The sequence below is a fragment of the Allosphingosinicella sp. genome, from assembly GCF_059502505.1.
This window is the reverse complement of the sequence record NZ_JCACEU010000019.1, coordinates 558,271-574,198: the sequence shown is the minus strand read 5'-3', so window position 1 is coordinate 574,198 and position 15,928 is coordinate 558,271. Positions and strand designations below refer to the sequence as shown.

The 15,928-nt window shown below is 66.4% G+C and carries 19 protein-coding genes and 1 pseudogene; 14 read left to right on the top strand and 6 right to left on the bottom strand.

The window, feature by feature from the left end; genetic code table 11:
• Window positions 1-14 precede the first annotated feature (14 nt).
• The 3 genes from AC5JBD_RS15355 to AC5JBD_RS15345 are packed head-to-tail and all read left to right on the top strand — an operon-like array spanning window position 15 to window position 3,291.
• Complete coding sequence (locus AC5JBD_RS15355; RefSeq protein WP_495722680.1) at window positions 15-992, top strand: SPFH domain-containing protein; 978 nt, start codon at window positions 15-17, stop codon at window positions 990-992.
• Window positions 989-1,438: an NfeD family protein gene (locus tag AC5JBD_RS15350; RefSeq protein WP_495722679.1), complete on the top strand. Its 450-nt coding sequence runs from the start codon at window positions 989-991 to the stop codon at window positions 1,436-1,438. Before AC5JBD_RS15355 ends, AC5JBD_RS15350 begins: the two co-directional genes overlap by 4 nt.
• A gap of 26 nt (window positions 1,439-1,464) precedes the next feature.
• Complete coding sequence (locus tag AC5JBD_RS15345) at window positions 1,465-3,291, top strand: DUF885 domain-containing protein (RefSeq protein WP_495722678.1); 1,827 nt, start codon at window positions 1,465-1,467, stop codon at window positions 3,289-3,291.
• A 209-nt stretch (window positions 3,292-3,500) separates the two neighbouring features.
• On the opposite strand, the pseudogene AC5JBD_RS15340 reads toward AC5JBD_RS15345, so the two are convergent.
• Window positions 3,501-3,734 (bottom strand): annotated as a pseudogene (locus AC5JBD_RS15340) (DUF2171 domain-containing protein); the annotation flags it as partial.
• Window positions 3,735-4,044: 310 nt separating this feature from the next.
• Here AC5JBD_RS15340 and AC5JBD_RS15335 point away from each other — a divergent pair.
• Window positions 4,045-4,281, top strand: coding sequence for a hypothetical protein (locus AC5JBD_RS15335; protein WP_495722677.1), 237 nt, complete (start codon window positions 4,045-4,047; stop codon window positions 4,279-4,281).
• Window positions 4,282-4,314: 33 nt separating this feature from the next.
• Here the strand turns inward: AC5JBD_RS15335 and AC5JBD_RS15330 are convergent, their stop codons facing one another.
• The 3 genes from AC5JBD_RS15330 to AC5JBD_RS15320 form a co-directional block, all read right to left on the bottom strand.
• Entirely contained in the window at window positions 4,315-4,971 is a 657-nt protein-coding gene (locus tag AC5JBD_RS15330) for a glutathione S-transferase family protein (protein ID WP_495722676.1), read from the bottom strand.
• 85 nt (window positions 4,972-5,056) lie between these two features.
• The gene (locus AC5JBD_RS15325; RefSeq protein WP_495722675.1) at window positions 5,057-5,512 is read right to left on the bottom strand and encodes a hypothetical protein; all 456 of its coding nucleotides are present in this window, start codon (window positions 5,510-5,512) and stop codon (window positions 5,057-5,059) included.
• Between the two features lie 92 nt (window positions 5,513-5,604).
• Window positions 5,605-7,200 carry a phosphoenolpyruvate carboxykinase gene (locus AC5JBD_RS15320; protein WP_495722674.1) on the bottom strand — a complete coding sequence of 532 codons (1,596 nt, stop codon included), beginning with the start codon at window positions 7,198-7,200 and terminating at the stop codon, window positions 5,605-5,607.
• Window positions 7,201-7,363: 163 nt separating this feature from the next.
• On the opposite strand from AC5JBD_RS15320, the gene AC5JBD_RS15315 reads away from it, so the two are divergent.
• From AC5JBD_RS15315 to AC5JBD_RS15280, 8 genes are read left to right on the top strand one after another with little or no spacing between them, the layout of a single operon-like run.
• Entirely contained in the window at window positions 7,364-8,074 is a 711-nt protein-coding gene (locus AC5JBD_RS15315; protein ID WP_495722673.1) for a response regulator transcription factor, read from the top strand.
• Complete coding sequence (locus AC5JBD_RS15310) at window positions 8,061-9,653, top strand: sensor histidine kinase (RefSeq protein WP_495722672.1); 1,593 nt, start codon at window positions 8,061-8,063, stop codon at window positions 9,651-9,653. Before AC5JBD_RS15315 ends, AC5JBD_RS15310 begins: the two co-directional genes overlap by 14 nt.
• A complete protein-coding gene (locus AC5JBD_RS15305; RefSeq protein WP_495722671.1) occupies window positions 9,650-10,090 on the top strand; it encodes an HPr kinase/phosphorylase in 441 nt (146 codons plus the stop codon). The genes AC5JBD_RS15310 and AC5JBD_RS15305 overlap by 4 nt, the downstream gene beginning before the upstream one ends.
• A gap of 8 nt (window positions 10,091-10,098) precedes the next feature.
• The gene (gene rapZ / locus AC5JBD_RS15300) at window positions 10,099-11,028 is read left to right on the top strand and encodes an RNase adapter RapZ (protein ID WP_495722670.1); all 930 of its coding nucleotides are present in this window, start codon (window positions 10,099-10,101) and stop codon (window positions 11,026-11,028) included.
• A 9-nt stretch (window positions 11,029-11,037) separates the two neighbouring features.
• Window positions 11,038-11,445: a PTS sugar transporter subunit IIA gene (locus tag AC5JBD_RS15295; RefSeq protein WP_495722669.1), complete on the top strand. Its 408-nt coding sequence runs from the start codon at window positions 11,038-11,040 to the stop codon at window positions 11,443-11,445.
• Window positions 11,446-11,447: 2 nt separating this feature from the next.
• Window positions 11,448-11,714: an HPr family phosphocarrier protein gene (locus AC5JBD_RS15290; RefSeq protein ID WP_495722668.1), complete on the top strand. Its 267-nt coding sequence runs from the start codon at window positions 11,448-11,450 to the stop codon at window positions 11,712-11,714.
• Between the two features lie 32 nt (window positions 11,715-11,746).
• Window positions 11,747-12,553 carry a TrmH family RNA methyltransferase gene (locus tag AC5JBD_RS15285; RefSeq protein WP_495722667.1) on the top strand — a complete coding sequence of 269 codons (807 nt, stop codon included), beginning with the start codon at window positions 11,747-11,749 and terminating at the stop codon, window positions 12,551-12,553.
• 55 nt (window positions 12,554-12,608) lie between these two features.
• Complete coding sequence (locus AC5JBD_RS15280) at window positions 12,609-12,986, top strand: hypothetical protein (RefSeq protein WP_495722666.1); 378 nt, start codon at window positions 12,609-12,611, stop codon at window positions 12,984-12,986.
• A 9-nt stretch (window positions 12,987-12,995) separates the two neighbouring features.
• On the opposite strand, the gene AC5JBD_RS15275 is transcribed toward AC5JBD_RS15280, so the two are convergent.
• Window positions 12,996-14,435, bottom strand: a complete 1,440-nt coding sequence (locus tag AC5JBD_RS15275; RefSeq protein ID WP_495722665.1) for a DNA recombination protein RmuC — start codon at window positions 14,433-14,435, stop codon at window positions 12,996-12,998.
• 132 nt (window positions 14,436-14,567) lie between these two features.
• Here AC5JBD_RS15275 and AC5JBD_RS15270 point away from each other — a divergent pair, with 132 nt between their 5' ends.
• The gene (locus AC5JBD_RS15270; RefSeq protein ID WP_495722664.1) at window positions 14,568-14,942 is read left to right on the top strand and encodes a four-helix bundle copper-binding protein; all 375 of its coding nucleotides are present in this window, start codon (window positions 14,568-14,570) and stop codon (window positions 14,940-14,942) included.
• Complete coding sequence (locus AC5JBD_RS15265) at window positions 14,942-15,376, top strand: hypothetical protein (RefSeq protein WP_495722663.1); 435 nt, start codon at window positions 14,942-14,944, stop codon at window positions 15,374-15,376. The genes AC5JBD_RS15270 and AC5JBD_RS15265 overlap by 1 nt, the downstream gene beginning before the upstream one ends.
• A gap of 4 nt (window positions 15,377-15,380) precedes the next feature.
• Here the strand turns inward: AC5JBD_RS15265 and def are convergent, their stop codons facing one another.
• The gene (gene def / locus AC5JBD_RS15260; protein ID WP_495722662.1) at window positions 15,381-15,920 is read right to left on the bottom strand and encodes a peptide deformylase; all 540 of its coding nucleotides are present in this window, start codon (window positions 15,918-15,920) and stop codon (window positions 15,381-15,383) included.
• Window positions 15,921-15,928 lie beyond the last annotated feature (8 nt).

Sequence of the window (15,928 nt, the reverse complement as noted above, 5' to 3'; positions counted from 1 at the left end):
GGAGGCGTGCGGCGATGATCGAAACGGTGTTCGGCTCACTGGCCCTGATGGTGCTCCTCTTCCTCTTCGCCAGCGTGAAGATCGTCAGCCAAGGCTATCATTATACGATCGAATATTTCGGCCGCTTCACCACCATCGCGCGACCCGGCTTCAACTTCTACCCGGCCTTCTTCTACCGCGTCGGGCGCAAGGTGAACATGATGGAGCAGGTGCTCGACATCCCCGGGCAGGAGATCATCACCAAGGACAACGCCATGGTCTCGACCGACGGTGTGGTCTTCTTCCAGGTGCTGGACGCGGCCAAGGCGGCCTATGAGGTCTCCGACCTCTATGTGGCGATCATGCAGCTCACCACCACCAACTTGCGTACCGTGATGGGCTCGATGGACCTCGACGAGACCCTGTCCAAGCGCGACGAGATCAATGCCCGCCTCCTGTCGGTTGTCGACCAGGCGACGGAGGCGTGGGGCATCAAGATCACCCGCGTCGAGATCAAGGACATCCGCCCGCCCGCGGACATCGTCAACGCCATGGGCCGGCAGATGAAGGCGGAGCGCGAGAAGCGCGCCGTGATCCTCGAAGCCGAGGGCAGCCGCGCGTCCGAGATCCTCCGCGCCGAGGGTCAGAAGCAGAGCCAGATCCTGGAAGCGGAGGGCCGACGCGAGGCCGCATTCCGCGACGCCGAGGCCCGCGAGCGCGAGGCCGAAGCCGAGGCCAAGGCGACGCAGATGGTCTCCGACGCCATCGCCGGCGGCAACGCGCAGGCGATCAACTATTTCATCGCCCAGAAATATGTTGAGGCGGTGGGCCAGTTCGCGAACTCGCCCAATGCCAAGACAATCCTGTTCCCCGTTGAGGCGACCAATCTGATCGGCACCTTGGGCGGCATCGGCGAACTGGCGCGCGACGCGTTCGGCGGCGCGCCCGCGGTCGCAAAGGCACCTACGGTTCCGCAGGTCCGGCGCGGGCCGTTCGAGGGCTCGCGCGAATGATGGACACGCATTGGTGGTGGCTGTCGGCGGCGATCGTGCTGGCGATCGCCGAACTGGTCGTGCCGGGCGCCTTCCTGATCTGGATCGCGGCGGCAGCGGCGCTGACCGGGGTGGCCGCTCTCCTGCTCGGCATCCCGCTCACCGTGCAGTTCGTGCTGTTCGGGCTCTTCTCCGTCGCCAGCGTCTTCTTCGGCCGCCGCTTCTACGGCAATGCAGTCGAGAGCAGCGACCCGCTGCTGAACGACCGCGCGGCGCGGCTCGTCGGCGAGATTGTGGTCGTGGTGGAGGATATCGAGCATGGCCGCGGCAGAGTGAAAGTGGGTGACGGCGTATGGTCGGCGCGCGGCCCGGACGCGCCCACCGGTGCCCGGGTCAGGATCACCGGCGCGCAGGGCTCCTGCCTGATCGTCACGCCGACCGAGGCGCTGCCCAACCCCTCCTCCTAGAACATGTGCAATCGGAGATCTGAACGATGAAGACGACGCGGCGTGCGCTGATCCGCAATGCGGGCGCAATCGGGCTGGCCGGCGCAATTCCCTCCCCGCTCCTCGCGATGCAGGGATCGGGCGATGCCGCAGCGAACGCCCTGCTCGACCAGATAGCCGAGGAGCATCTGCGGCTGGCCCCTACCACGGCCACCTCGCTCGGCATCGACACCGGCGCCCGCGCTGCGCTCAAGTCCCGGCTGTCCGACAGCTCCCCGGAAGGTGTTGCCCGCGAGGCCGCCTGGCTCGATTCCGCGCTCCGCCGGCTCGAGGGGATCGAACGCAAGGGCCTCTCCAACGCCACCGCGAGCAATATCGAGATCGTCCAGACGACCTACCGCAATGCCCGCGACGGCTTCGCCTTCGGCTATGGCGACGTCGCGACCGCAGGCTGGCGTAATGGGCCCTATGTCGTCGCCCAGAATATGGGCTCGTATCTGGACGTTCCCAAGTTCCTCGACTCGGATCACAAGGTCGAGACCGCCGCCGACGCCGAAGCTTATCTCGCGCGGCTGAGCGAACATGCCCGTCAGCTTGACGGCGAGACCCGGCGCCTCCGCGCGGACCGCGGCAAGAACGTGGTCGCGCCCGACATCATTCTGGACAAGACGCTGACCGCGCTACGCAAGACGCGCGAGGGCAGTCCCGGCGACTGGCTGATCGTCACCTCGCTCGCCAAGCGCACCGACAAGGTCCCCGGCGACTGGGCGGCGCGCGCGGAGCGGATCGCCGCGAGCGAAGTCGCGCCCGCGCTCGACCGCCAGATCGCCGAGCTCGAGGAGCATCGCCGCCGCGCCACCTCCGACTTCGGTGCGTGGAAGCTTCCCCGGGGCGAGGCCTACTACGCCTGGGCGTTGCGCGCAGCGACGACCACCCGCCGGACTCCCGACGAGATCCACAGCCAGGGCCTCGACGAGCTCAAGAGCTACACGGCCGAGATGGACGCGCTGATGCGCAAGCTCGGTTTCACCAGCGGCACGGTCAGCGAACGCTACCGCGCGATGCTGAAGGACCCGCGCTACGCCTTCCCCGAAGGCGACAAGGGACGCTCCGAGATCATGGCCTTCATTGAGGCGCAGCTCACCGAGCTCCGGCCTCGCCTGCCCCAGGCTTTCGCGACGCTGGTCAAAGGCAATGTCGAGGTCCGCCGCATTGCGCCGGCCGAGGAGCTCGGCGCGCCCGGCGCCTATGGCGGCGCCGGCTCGATCGACGGCACCATCCCCGGCCGCTTCTGGATCAACCTGCGCAGCCCCGACATGCACAGCCGCATCGACCTGCCCAGCCTCACCTATCACGAGGCGATCCCCGGCCATGTCTGGCAGGGCGAATATGTGTTGAAGCTGCCGCTGATCCGCACCGTCACCCGCGGCGGCTTCAGCGCCTTCGGCGAAGGCTGGGGCCTTTATGCCGAGCAGCTTGCCGGCGAGCTCGGCGTCTATGACGACAATCCCGAAGGGCGGCTCGGCTATCTCCAGTCGATGGCCTTCCGCGCCGCGCGACTGGTGGTCGATACCGGCATCCACTCGAAGCGGTGGACCCGCGACCGCGCCCTGACCTGGTTCGCAGAGGCGACCGGCGGCACCGTCGACAGCGTCGCGAGCGAGATCGACCGCTATGCCGTCTGGCCCGGCCAGGCCTGCGGCTACAAGGTCGGCCACACCGAGATCAATCGCCAGCGCGACCGCGCCAGGGCGGCGCTCGGCCAACGCTTCGACCTCAAGGTCTTCAACGACGTCACGGTCGGCGGCGGCCCGCGCCCGCTGACCGTGCTGGAGCGCGACATCGACCGGCTGATCGCCGAGCGAAGGGCCTAGCGGGCCGGGCTCCCCTCCTTGCTAAGGGAGGGGAAGCGGGCTCAGTCCCTGCGGCGCCGGCGGCCGCGGCGGTCGTCGTCGTCATCCTCCCAGCGGCGGCTCTGCATGACATAGGCGCCCGCGGCCGCCGCGACGCCGGCAACGGCGGCGACGCCGATGCTGACGGTCTTCCAGTTGAAGATGCTCTGCTCGCCGAGCGGCTCGCCGCCCTCTTCTTCCTCGAACAGCAAGGCGTTGTCGGCATTGGCCGAGAGCCGGACCGTGTTGCCGTCGATCCCGGAGATCAGGCCGCCGGGGATGTAGTGATGATGGCCGCTGTGCGAGCCGCTGTCCGGCTTGGTCATCTTGATCCGGTCGCCCTCGACCTTGTCGACCGTGCCAACCCGCGCGCCGTCGGCGCCGACAATCTCCATATGCTCACGAATCTGGCTGATGAAGGCCATGGATTTTTCTCCTGCTTGCGGTTGATCTCCCCCTGCAAACGTGTCGGCGGCGGAATGGATGCAGCCAGCGTGGACAGGCCGTGGCGAAACCCGGTGGAGGCGGAGCCTCCTTCGAATTCCAACCTCGCAATGTGGATCAGCCGCATTCCGCCCATTGCGGCATTCGCCGTCTTGTGCTGGATGCGGGTCGGCTGTTCCCGCGGCGTCTAGCCCTTGGAGCACGTGACGGACATAAGGGAGCGGAGACGGGGTCGCCGCTTCCAAGATGCCCATCATGTTGGCGCCCGGTTTGGGAAGATGGAGGATTGAAGTGCTGAAGAAGACGATCGTTTCCCTGGCTGCCTTGTCGCTCGTGGCCAGTCCGGTGCTCGCCCAGAGCGCATCGATCCCGCAGGCGCCGGAGCCCGCCGCCGAGACGGTCGAGGGCAACGAGCTCTACCGCACCGGCTTCATCATCCCGCTGCTCGGCGTCACCATCCTGGTGCTGGTCATCCTGGCGGCGACCAAGACGTTCCCGTTCGACGAGGATGAGCCCGTCAGCCCCTGAGCGGCTGATAGCCCTCCCGCCGTTTACGGACGTCTATCCTCGGACCGGACGTGCGTCGGTGAAAACCGCCAGTTGATCGTTGAAGGCGCGCTGATAGGCGGGCCGCGCTTCGCCGCGGGCGACATAGGCGCACAGGTTCGGATATTCCTCCAGCAGGCCGGTTCCTTCCAGCCTGCGTAGCACCATCACCATCAGCAGGTCTCCGGCGCTGAACGCATCGTCGAGCCAGTCGGCATCGCCGAGCCGCCTGGAAAGGTCGTCCAGCCGGACACGCACGCGATCGTCCAGCATAAGCAGGCGCTCCTCATACCAGCTCTTGTCGCGCTCCAGATACGGGGCCTGTTCGCGCTCGACGATCGGCGGCTCCAGGGTATTCAGCGCTGCGAACATCCAGGTGATGGCACGCGCCCGACCATTGGCATCATCGGGCAGCAGGCCGGCATTGTGCTCGGCGACATGGAAGATGATTGCCCCGGACTCGAACAGGACGAGATCGCCTTCCTGATAGGTCGGAATCTGCCCGAACGGGTGAAGCGCACGGTGCGCGGGTTCCTTCATCTCGCTGAACGAGACCAGGCGCACGTCGTACGGCTGGCCCGCTTCTTCGAGCGCCCAGCGAACCCGCATGTCGCGCGCCAGTCCCTGCCCCTCATCAGGCGAGCTTTCGAAAGCGGTGATGATGGGGGTCATTGGAAAGCTCCTGGTGACTTCGACAAGAGGAAGATCCCCGATCTAACAGGCCGGCAAGCGAATGTCCGCCTTGCACCCATGGCGACTAGAGCGTTGCCGGCAGCGCTGCCTCATCCGGCTCCGCCCACCCCAGCCGCGCCTCCTTCGAGAAGAGCCGCTCCCGACTGTAGAAGCGCAGGGGCCACTCGCGCCGACCCTCGGGCGCCTGCAGCAGCGCGTTGACCTTTTCGACCAGGGACAGCGCGGTGTCGGTGCGGGCGAGGAAGCCGCGGACGCCGCGGATGAAGCACTGGGTGATCGTCTCGTGATAGCCCTCGGTGTCGCTGTTGACGCCGCCAACGCTCTCGTTGAAGCGGCGGATGATGTCGGGCAGGTCGCGTTCCGGCAGGATGTCCGGCCGCTCGACCAGCAGCCAGCAGCAGGAGGCGATATGCGCCTCATGGGTCCATTCGGCCCGTTCCAGGGCGCAGGCGAGCAGCCCCTCCCCCAATCTTCGGATCGCCGCATCGTCGGCGAACAGTCTCGTTTCATGATCGCTCATCGCCTTCCTCCAACTTTGTAGCGCGCAAAAAGAAAGGGAGCGCGCCGGCCGCCGCCGACGCGCTCCCCAAGTGAAATGCTGTTGCTAGGGCGTCAGGCTGCCGTCGGTGCGGATTCCTTCACGCCTTGGTCGACATGGGCTTCGAACTTGGCGAAGTTGTTGATGAAGAGGCCGACCAGCTTCTTCGCCATCGCGTCGTAGGCGTCCTTGTCCGCCCAGGTCTCGCGCGGGTTGAGAATGGAGCTGTCGACGCCCGGCACCGCGACCGGCACCTCGAAGCCGAAATAGGGATCCTTGCGGAACTCGGCATTCTTGAGGCTGCCGTCGAGCGCGGCGTTGAGCAAAGCGCGGGTCGCCTTGATCGGCATGCGCTTGCCGACGCCATATTTGCCGCCGGTCCAGCCGGTGTTGACCAGCCAGCAATCGACGCCGCCCTTGGCGATCCGCTCCTTGAGGAGGTTGCCGTAGACGCTCGGGTGGCGCGGCATGAACGGGGCGCCGAAGCAGGTCGAGAAGGTGGCTTCCGGCTCGGTCACCCCGATCTCGGTGCCGGCGACCTTGGCGGTGTAGCCGCTGAGGAAGTGATACATTGCCTGGTCTGGCGTCAGCTTTGCGATCGGCGGCAGGACGCCGAACGCGTCGGCGGTCAGGAAGACGATGTTGCGCGGAACGGGGCCGAGATTGTCGGCTGACGAATTCGGGATGAAGTCGATCGGATAGGCGCCGCGGCTATTCTCGGCCAGGCTCGCGTCGTCGAAGTCGAGCGTGCGCGTCTCCGGGTCCATGACGACATTCTCGAGCACAGTGCCGAACCGCTTCGTGGTCGCGAAGATCTCCGGCTCGGCTTCAGGCGAGAGGCGGATCATCTTGGCGTAGCAGCCGCCCTCGAAATTGAAGACGGCCGTGTCCGACCAGCCATGCTCGTCGTCGCCGATCAGGGTGCGGCTCGGGTCGGCGGACAGGGTCGTCTTCCCGGTGCCGCTGAGGCCGAAGAAGACGGCGGTGTCGCCCTGCGCGCCGATATTGGCCGAGCAGTGCATCGGCATCACGCCCTTGGCGGGAAGCAGATAGTTGAGCACGCCGAACACCGACTTCTTCATCTCGCCGGCATATTTGGTGCCGCCGATCAGGATCAGCTTCTCGGTGAGGTTGACGGCGATGACCGTCTCCGAGCGGGTGCCGTGGCGCGCCGGATCGGCGACGAAGCTCGGCAGGTCGATGATCGTGAATTCGGGCGTGAAGCCGGCCAGCTCCCCGGTGTCCGGACGCACCAGCAGGGTGCGGATGAAGAGGTTGTGCCAGGCGAGCTCGTTGATCACGCGCACGTTGACGCGATGCTCCGGCTGCGAGCCGCCATAGAGGTCGGCGACGAAGAGGGTCTCGCGCTTGCCGAGCTCGGCGAGGAAGTCGGCCTTTAGCGCCGCGAAATGCTCCGGGCTGATCGACTTATTGTTGTCCCACCAGATCGTGCTCTCGGTCTCGGCGTCGCGGACCAGGAACTTGTCCTTGGCGGAGCGGCCGGTGTGCTTGCCGGTCTGGACGACCAGCGGCCCGTCCTTGGCGAGCTGACCCTCGCCGCGCTGCAGCGCCTGCTCGACGAGCTCGGCGGTGCCGAGATTCCAGTTCACCTTCGCCCCGGTGTCGATGCCCTGCTGCGCAAGGCCATGTGCGGGCACGCGATTGGCCACGTCTCTCTCCCTGATTCGAATAAGCGATATCGGCGGCCGGAACCGGACCGCTCACGTGTGTGGCCGAGCGCATATATAAGAGCGGGACAGGCTTCAAGGGCGCCGGTTGCGGCCCCTTCCCGCTTTGGATAAGACGCTGACCGTGGCGGAAAAGATACGATAAATGTCGAAGACGATCGCGCTCGTCGACGACGACCGCAACATCCTCACCTCCGTGTCGATCGCGCTCCAGACTGAGGGCTTCATCACGCGCCTCTATTCGGACGGCGAGACCGCGCTGAAGGCGCTCGTCGACAATCCGCCCGATCTTGCCGTGCTCGACGTCAAGATGCCGCGCATGGACGGGATGGAACTGCTGCGCCGCCTTCGGGAAAAGAGCGCCGTCCCGGTCATCTTCCTCACGTCGAAGGATGACGAGCTCGACGAGGCCCTCGGCCTCGCCATGGGCGCCGACGACTATATCGCCAAGCCCTTTTCCCAGCGCCTCCTGATCGCCCGCATCCGCGCGATCCTGCGGCGCACCGAGATGCGCGCGCTGCCGCCCGAGGAGAGCCCGAGCGAGCCGGAGAAGGCACAGATCCTGCGCGGTCGCCTTGCCATGGACCCGGCCCGCCACCGCGTCACCTGGGCGGGCCAGGATGTGACGCTGACCGTCACCGAATTCATGATCCTGGAGGCGCTCGCCCAGCGGCCGGGCGTGGTGAAGTCGCGCAACCAGCTGATGGACGTGGCCTATCAGGACGACATCTATGTCGACGACCGCACGATAGACAGCCACATCAAGCGGCTGCGGCGCAAGTTCCGCGCTGTCGACGGCCAGTTCAAGGCGATCGAGACGCTCTACGGCGTAGGCTACCGCTTTGCCGAGGAATGACGAGCAGGAGCTGAGGCTCCGCTGGTCGGGACGGGTGCCGCTGACCACCCGCATCCTGGCGGTGAACATCCTCGCGCTCGCCATCCTGGCGGGCGGCTTCTTCTATCTCGACAGCTACCGCGCCCGGCTGCTCGACCAGCGCGCGCAGCAGATCGCCGAGCAGACGATCCTGATTGCGCAGGCAGCGAATGCGGCGCCAGTCGAGATGCGGCCGGGCTTGCTGAGGCGGATGGGCGCGCTCACCGGCCTCAGGCTCCGTGTCTATCCGCGCGGCGAAGCGTCGGCGCAGCCGTTCGACAGCTGGAAGGGCGGCACGCCCACCTATCGCCTGCGCGACCCTGAAGGCCAGCCCTGGCAGCGGCAGGCCGCGCGCTCCCTCGACCGCGCCGTCGACTTCGTGGCGGGCGCGGAGGAGCTGGCGGAGTTCGAGGAGCCGCCGCGAGACATTCTTCCCTCGTGGCCGGAAGCGACCGCCGTCAATGGCGGTTCGAAGCTCGAGGTCCGGATACGGCAGGCGCGCGATCTGACCCCGGTCATCTCGGCCGCGGTGCCGATCGCTCCGGTGACGGCGCGGATGGAAGGCAGCGGCATCCTGCTGTCGACGATCAACGCCCGGGACGTGACTCGCATCGTCCGCGCCGAGCGGCTGCGGCTCGGCCTGGTATTGCTGGCCGTGACCCTGCTCTCGATCCTGCTTTCGCTCTTCCTTGCTCGCACGATCGCTCTTCCCCTGCGCCGGCTCGCCCGCGCCGCCCACCGGGTGCGGCTCGGTCGGGCTCGGGAAGTGGACGTCCCCACCCTGCCTGCCCGGCGCGACGAAATCGGGCTGCTCGCCCGGGCGCTGCACGACATGACTCATTCGCTGCGCTACCGGATCGATGCCACCGAGGCGTTCGCCGCCGATGTGACGCACGAGCTCAAGAACCCGCTCGCCTCGCTCCGCTCCGCCGTCGACAGCCTCGAGAAAGTGGATGATCCCGCGCTCCGTGCCCAGCTGCTCGACGTAGTGCGTCATGACGTCGTCCGCCTCGACCGGCTGATCGTCGACATCGCGGAGGTGTCGCGGCTGGACGCCGAGCTCACCCGGGCGCGCTTCGAACCGGTCGACCTCGGCACGCTCATCGAGGAACTGCTGCCGGCCTGGGAGGGTCGCGCCAGCGCCGTCGGCACGAGCATCGCTTTCGCCCGACCAAGGGTCGGCAGCGCCGTCATCTTGGGCAAGGCCTCGCGGCTGGCACGCGCGATCGACAATGTCGTCGACAACGCGATTTCCTTCTCCCCCAAGGACGGACTGGTCGAGATCCAGGCCTCGGCGGTCGACGGCGAAGTTACCGTCACCGTCGAGGACGAGGGCACCGGGGTTCCGCCGGCATCGCGTGAGGCGATCTTTAACCGCTTCCACAGCATGAGACCGGAAGGGGAAGCGTTCGGCCGCCATTCCGGCCTCGGGCTCGCGATCGCCAAGGCGATCGTCGAGGGCCATGATGGGCGGATCGCTGCCGAGGACCGCCAGGACGGCCGCCCTGGCGCACGCTTCACGATGCGCTTCTCGGCGGTGGACGGAGGGGTGAGCGAATGAGCATGTCGGGCCTGTCCTCGGAGACGCTCCATGCCTCCTGCGTGGCCATGGAGGGCCGCGGCATCCTGATCTACGGCCGTTCGGGGAGCGGCAAGTCGGACCTCGCCTTGCGCCTCATCGATCGCGGCGCTCTCCTCGTCAGCGACGATTACACGTTCGTCCAGCGCGTCGAGGGGCGGCTGCTCGCCCGCGCGCCGGCCAATATAGAGGGGCGCATCGAAGTGCGCGGGCTCGGCATCCTCTCGCTCGAGCATGTCGGCGACGTCCCGGTCGGGCTCTACGTCGATCTCGATCTCGACGTCGTGCGCCTTCCCGACCGGCGGGAGCCGGTGTGGGTGGCCGGCGTCCAGCTTCCGGTCATCGCTCTCAACGCGCTTGAGCCGTCCGCGCCCGTCAAGGTAGAGATGGCGCTCCGCCATTTCGGCCTGCCTGCCTGAGAAGGTCCTTGAGGAAGAGCGCTGCCCCTAACCGGATCCTGCTCGTCACCGGCCTCTCCGGTGCGGGCAAGTCGACGGCTTTGCGCACGCTCGAGGATATCGGCTGGGAGGTGGTGGACAATCTCCCGCTCTCGCTGCTCGAGCATCTTCTCTCAACGCCGCTGTCGAAGGGTAGCGGGCGCCGCCGGCGGCCGCTCGCGATCGGCATCGACAGCCGCACCCGCGACTTTGACGCGCATCGCATCGTGCAGCGGATCAAGGCGCTGTCGGGGGAGCATGATTATCCGGTCGAGACCCTGTTCCTGGACTGTGCCGGCGGCGAGCTGCTGCGGCGCTATTCCGAGACGCGGCGGCGTCACCCGCTTGCCCTCGATCGCCCGGCGATCGACGGCATCGCGGCCGAGCGCGAGCTGATGGAGCCGCTGCGGCGCTGGTCCGACCATATCATCGACACGACCGACACCGATTCTCCCGAATTGCAGCACCAGATCCGCACCCGCTTCGGCACCGGGCGGGAGGCGCCGACCCTTCACGTCATGTCCTTCGGCTTCGCCCGCGGACTGCCGCGCAATGCCGACAACGTCTTCGACATGCGCTTCCTCCAGAACCCGCACTGGGTCGACGAGCTGAGGCCGCTGACCGGGCTCGACTGGCCGGTGGGCGCGTATATCGCCGAAGACCCCGCCTATGAGGAAGCGGTCGAACGGATCGAGGAGCTGCTGCTGGTCCTGCTGCCGCGCTACGAGGCGGAAGGAAAATCCTATGTATCGCTCGCTTTTGGCTGTACGGGCGGGCGCCATCGTTCCGTCCACGTGGCGGAGCGCGTCGCCGCTCGGTTGCGCAAGGCGGGCTTTTCGCCCACCATCGAGCATCGCGATCTCGGCTCGCTGCCGCGCGATGTGATCGAAGGCGCCCAGCGCGCGGAGGCGGTCAATTAAGGTGTCTGCATGATTGGTTTGGTGCTGGTGACCCACGGACGGCTCGCATCGGAGTTCATCGTCGCGATGGAGCATGTGGTGGGGCCGCAGGAGCGGATCGAGGCGATCTGCATCGGCCCCGAGGACGATATGGAGGCGCGCCGCAACGACATCGCCGACGCGATCGCCAAGGTCGATGCCGGCAAGGGAGTCATCATCCTCACCGACCTGTTCGGCGGCACCCCGTCCAACCTCGCCATCTCGCTGATGCGCAGCGAGGAGATCGAAGTCATCGCCGGTGTCAACCTGCCGATGCTGATCCGGCTGGAAGGCGCCCGCAAGACGCTCGAGGTCAAGCAGGCGGTGGCGGCGGCGCGCGAGGCGGGGCGCAAATATATCTCGGTCGCTTCCGAGATCCTGGGCGAGGCCGCAGCCTGAGTATGGCGAGCCGCACGGTCGACGTCTTGAACAAGCGCGGCCTCCATGCCCGCGCCAGCGCCAAGTTCGTGACGCTCGCCGCCAGCCAGAGTGCCGAGGTCGAGGTCGAGAAGGACGGCTCGAAAGTGTGCGGCACCTCAATCATGGGCCTGATGATGTTGGGCGCGGCCTGCGGCGACCGGATCACGATCAGCGCCAGCGGCAAAGGCGCAGAGGAAGCCGTGGCGGCGCTGGCGGAGCTGGTCGAAGCCAAGTTCGGCGAGGATTGATGGCATTTTCATCTGGCGGCATCGGCTGAGCCATGCCCAGGGCGATCACCGCCTTCTCTAACCCGTTGGTCAAGCAGGTCCGCGGCCTTCGCGACAAGAAGAATCGCCGAAGCGAGGGGCTGTTCATGGCTGAGGGGCTCCGCATTCTCACCGAAGCTCGGGACTCAGGCTTCCAGCCGAAACTGCTGTTCTACAACGGTTCCGAGCCACCGCACCGGCTGCTGCAGGCGCTGATCGAGGCGGTCGAGGCGAGCGGCGGCGAGGCGATCGAGACCAATGCCGACATCCTGCACAAGCTGTCGGGCAAGGATAATCCGCAGGTGGTGCTCGGCATATTCGAGGCCCTTTCCACCGACCTAGGCAGCATCGATCGCGCCGGCGCAGGTCTCTGGATCGTCGCCCAGGCGCTGCGTGATCCGGGCAATCTCGGTACGATCCTCAGGACCGGGGACGCAGTCGGCGCGGGCGGGCTGATCCTGGTCGACGACTGCGTCGACCCATTTTCGGTTGAGGCGGTGCGCGCGTCGATGGGCGCGCTCTTCACGCAGCGCATCGCTGCCGCGCCCTGGCACGAATTCGTCGCCTGGCTCAGAAGCGGCGAGGGTGAGCTGATCGGCACCAGCCTCAACGCCACCCAGGATTATCAGCAACCGCGCTACAAGCGCCCCACCTTCATCCTCGTCGGCAATGAAGCTCAAGGCCTTCCAGAGGCTTACGAAGCGGAGTGCGATACGCTCGTGAAGATACCGATGCTCGGCAAAGCCGACAGCCTCAATGCCGCGGTGGCGACAGCAGTGATGGCATATGAAGTGATCAACCAGTGGCGCTCACATGGTTAAGGAACCGAAACGCTCTCTCGCGCTTTTCACCGCCATGGCGCCGCGTGTTGTATGGTTGCCAAGGTGGCCGGCGGGGGCGCTCATCGCCCTCGCCGGCGGCTGCATGCAGCCGGCTGCCATTCTCCCCGCCGCCTCGCAGGAAACCTACACCGCTCGCGGGCAGGAGCCCGGCTGGGCGCTGACGATCGCGAACGGCCGCATCGACTATCTCGGCAATTATGGCGAGAAGCGGATCAATGTCGCGCGGCCGGCCCCGCGCACCGCGTTCAACGGCCACCGCTACGAAACGCCGCGTTTGATCGTCGACGTGACCCACAGCCGCTGCAACGACGCGATGAGCGGCCACGGCTATGCCGACACGGTCATGGTCATCGCCGACGGCGAAACCTATCGCGGCTGCGGCGGCGAGCGGCGGCCGGATTGGGACACCTGACCCAAGCGTCTATTCCGCCGCTTCGGGGAACTCCACGCTGTCCAGCTTCGTGAGTGCGCGCGGCGTCGTGTCGAGCATCGGCAGCGGCTCGATCGTCTTGCCGCTGGTTTCCACCTTCAGCGCCTCGAACCGCTTTGCCTGAGTCAGCACTTGGCTTTCGAGGCTGCCGACGAAATCATTATAGGCTCCGGTCGCGAGACCCAGATTGCGGCCGAGCTTCGCGACGTGACCGCCCATCGTGGCGAGGCGGCGGTAGAGCTCCTTGCCGACCTCGGCCACTTCCTTGGCTTGGGCGGCGAGGCTTTCCTGGCGCCACATGCCGGCCATGATCTTGGCAAGCGCGAGCATGTTGATTGTCGACGCGATGATGACGCCGTTGCGAAAGGCGGTCTCGATCAGGTCGGGCGCGCACTCGGCGGCGGCGGAGAGGAAGTGCTCGCCGGGAATGAACATGATGACGAAGTCCGGCGAGATGTCGAACTGACGCCAATAGCCCTTGCGCCCCAGATCGTTCGCATAGGTTTTCATCGCCGCCGCATGCTGGAGCAGCAGCTCGCCGCGGCGCGTCTCATCCTCCTCGTCGAACGCCTGCTCGAAGGCGACGAGCGGGCATTTGACGTCGACGACGATGCAGCGGTCGCCGGGAAGGCTGATCACGCAATCGGGGCGAAGCTGGCGCTCGCCGTCGGTTACGGTGCTTTGCAGGCTGAAATCGACATTCTCCGCAAGGCCGGCAGATTCGAGGATGGTGCGCAGCTGCTCCTCACCCCACCGGCCCCTCGCCTTCGGGCTCGAGCGCATCACGTTGGCGAGGCGCTGCGTCTCCTTGCGCACCGACTCATTGCCCTGGGTGAGCTGCGCGACTGCCTGCTTCAGCTCGCCATAGCTGTTGGCCCGGTCCTTCTCGACCTCCTTCAGGCCCTCCTCGTAGCGCTTCAGCGTCGCCTCGACGGGCTGAAGCAGCGACTTGAGCTTCTCGACATTCTGCTGCCCGGCATGGCCGAACCGTTCCTCGGCGCGCTTCAGGAAGCTGTCATGGGCGCCCTCGACCGCCTTACCCGCAAGCTCGCCAAAGCGGGCTTCGAGCTTCGCCTCGAGATCCTTAAGTTGGGCGACCTGCGCGTCGTGCGCGCGCTGGCGCTCCTGCTCGCCGCGTTCGAACGCCGCGACCTTGGCAGAAAGGGCGGCGGAGGCGGCGCGCTCGGCCCTGAGCTCGGCGTCGGCCGCCTCGACGCGCTCGGCGGTCTTGCGCTCGGCGGCGAGGTTGACGATCGCCTCGTTGAACTTGCCGCGCCATTGCTCGACGTCGCCACGCAGCTGATCGCGCTCCTGCTTCGAGGCCTCAGCTTCCTGCTGCAACCCCTTGATCGGCTTGGCCCCGAGAAAATAGCCGACGGCCAGAGCGGCGATCATCGCCGCAGCCATTGCAATCAGAATCATGGCGTCCATCGGCCAGTTTTCTCCAGAACAGAGTATGAACCTAGAGCAGCTTGCCGAGCGTCTCAAGCGCTAAGCGGAACCCCCGGCGCGAAAGCACCGTTGCCCGGTTCGAAGAGGAGAAAACTGATGTCTATCGCCAAGATGATCGCCGCGCATCCAGATGTCGCCGGCAACCTGAACGAGCCGCTCGCGCTGGCGGTACGGCATGCGATGTTCTGCGCGGCGATCTGCACCTCCTGCGCCGATGCCTGCGCGGCCGAGGAGATGGACATGCGGCAGTGCATCCGCACCTGCCTCGATTGCGCGGAGATCTGCGACATGACCTTCAAGGTCGCGACCCGGCGCACCGGCAGCAACGAGGTCCTGCTGCAGGAAGCGCTGCAGCTCTGCATCACGGCCTGCGATATCTGTGCGGAGGAGTGCGAGCGGCACGACCATCAGCACTGCAAGCTTTGCGCGGAGATGTGCCGCGAATGCGCGCGCGACTGCCGCGCCGCCGTCGAAACCTTCCACTAGTGGAAGGGGAAACGATCGAGCTCGGGCTCCAGCTCGCCGTGGCGGCGGTGCTGGTGATCCTGATGACGATCGTCCACGCATTCGGGATCGTCGGCATATCGAGAGTGCTGGACCTCAAGGAGGATCGGCTGAAGCAGCTCCATTTCGACATAAGGGGCGTCGTGCTGATGTGCGGCATGGTGCTGTCGCTGTTCGCGCTGCACATCTTCGAAATCTGGATCTTCGCGGCTTTCTACCTGCTCGTCGACGCCCTGGGGACGCTCGAAGGGGCGCTTTATTATTCCGCTTCGGCCTATGCGACGCTCGGCCAGACCACGGACGATTTTCCGGAGCGGTGGCGGCTGATCACCGGCGTCGAGGCCCTGATCGGCTTCGTGCTGATCGGCTGGTCGACCGCCTTCATCGTCACCCGCTTCGAGAAGCTGCGCGAATGAAGGATCAGGCGACCAGCTTCCTGTTGTCTTTCCGTGCCTTGGCGAGCTTCTTCAAGACCATGTCTCGCCTGAGGCGCGAGATGTGGTCGATGAACAGCACGCCGTTCAGGTGGTCGGTCTCGTGCTGGAAGCAGGTGGCGAGGAGGCCCTCTATCTCCTCTTCGTGCTGCCGGCCCTGCTCGTCGAGCCAGCGCGCGCGGACGCTCGCGGGACGCTCGACCTCGGCATATTGGTCGGGAATGGAGAGGCAGCCCTCATTATAGACATTGGTCTCGCTCGAGGTGGAGAGGATCTCCGGGTTGATGAAGGCGAGAGGCTTCCTGACCGGCTCGCCGCCCTCTTCTTCCGGGTCCTGGAGGTCGATCACAAACAGCCGCCGCGGCACCGCTACCTGGACCGCGGCGAGTCCGATGCCCGGCGCCGCGTACATGGTCTCGAACATGTTGGCGACGAGGCCGCGAAGCTCGTCGTCCACCCGCTCGACCGGCACCGAAGTGGCGCGGAGGAGCGGATCGGGGACCTCGATGATGGGGAGCAGGGACATGAAGGCGA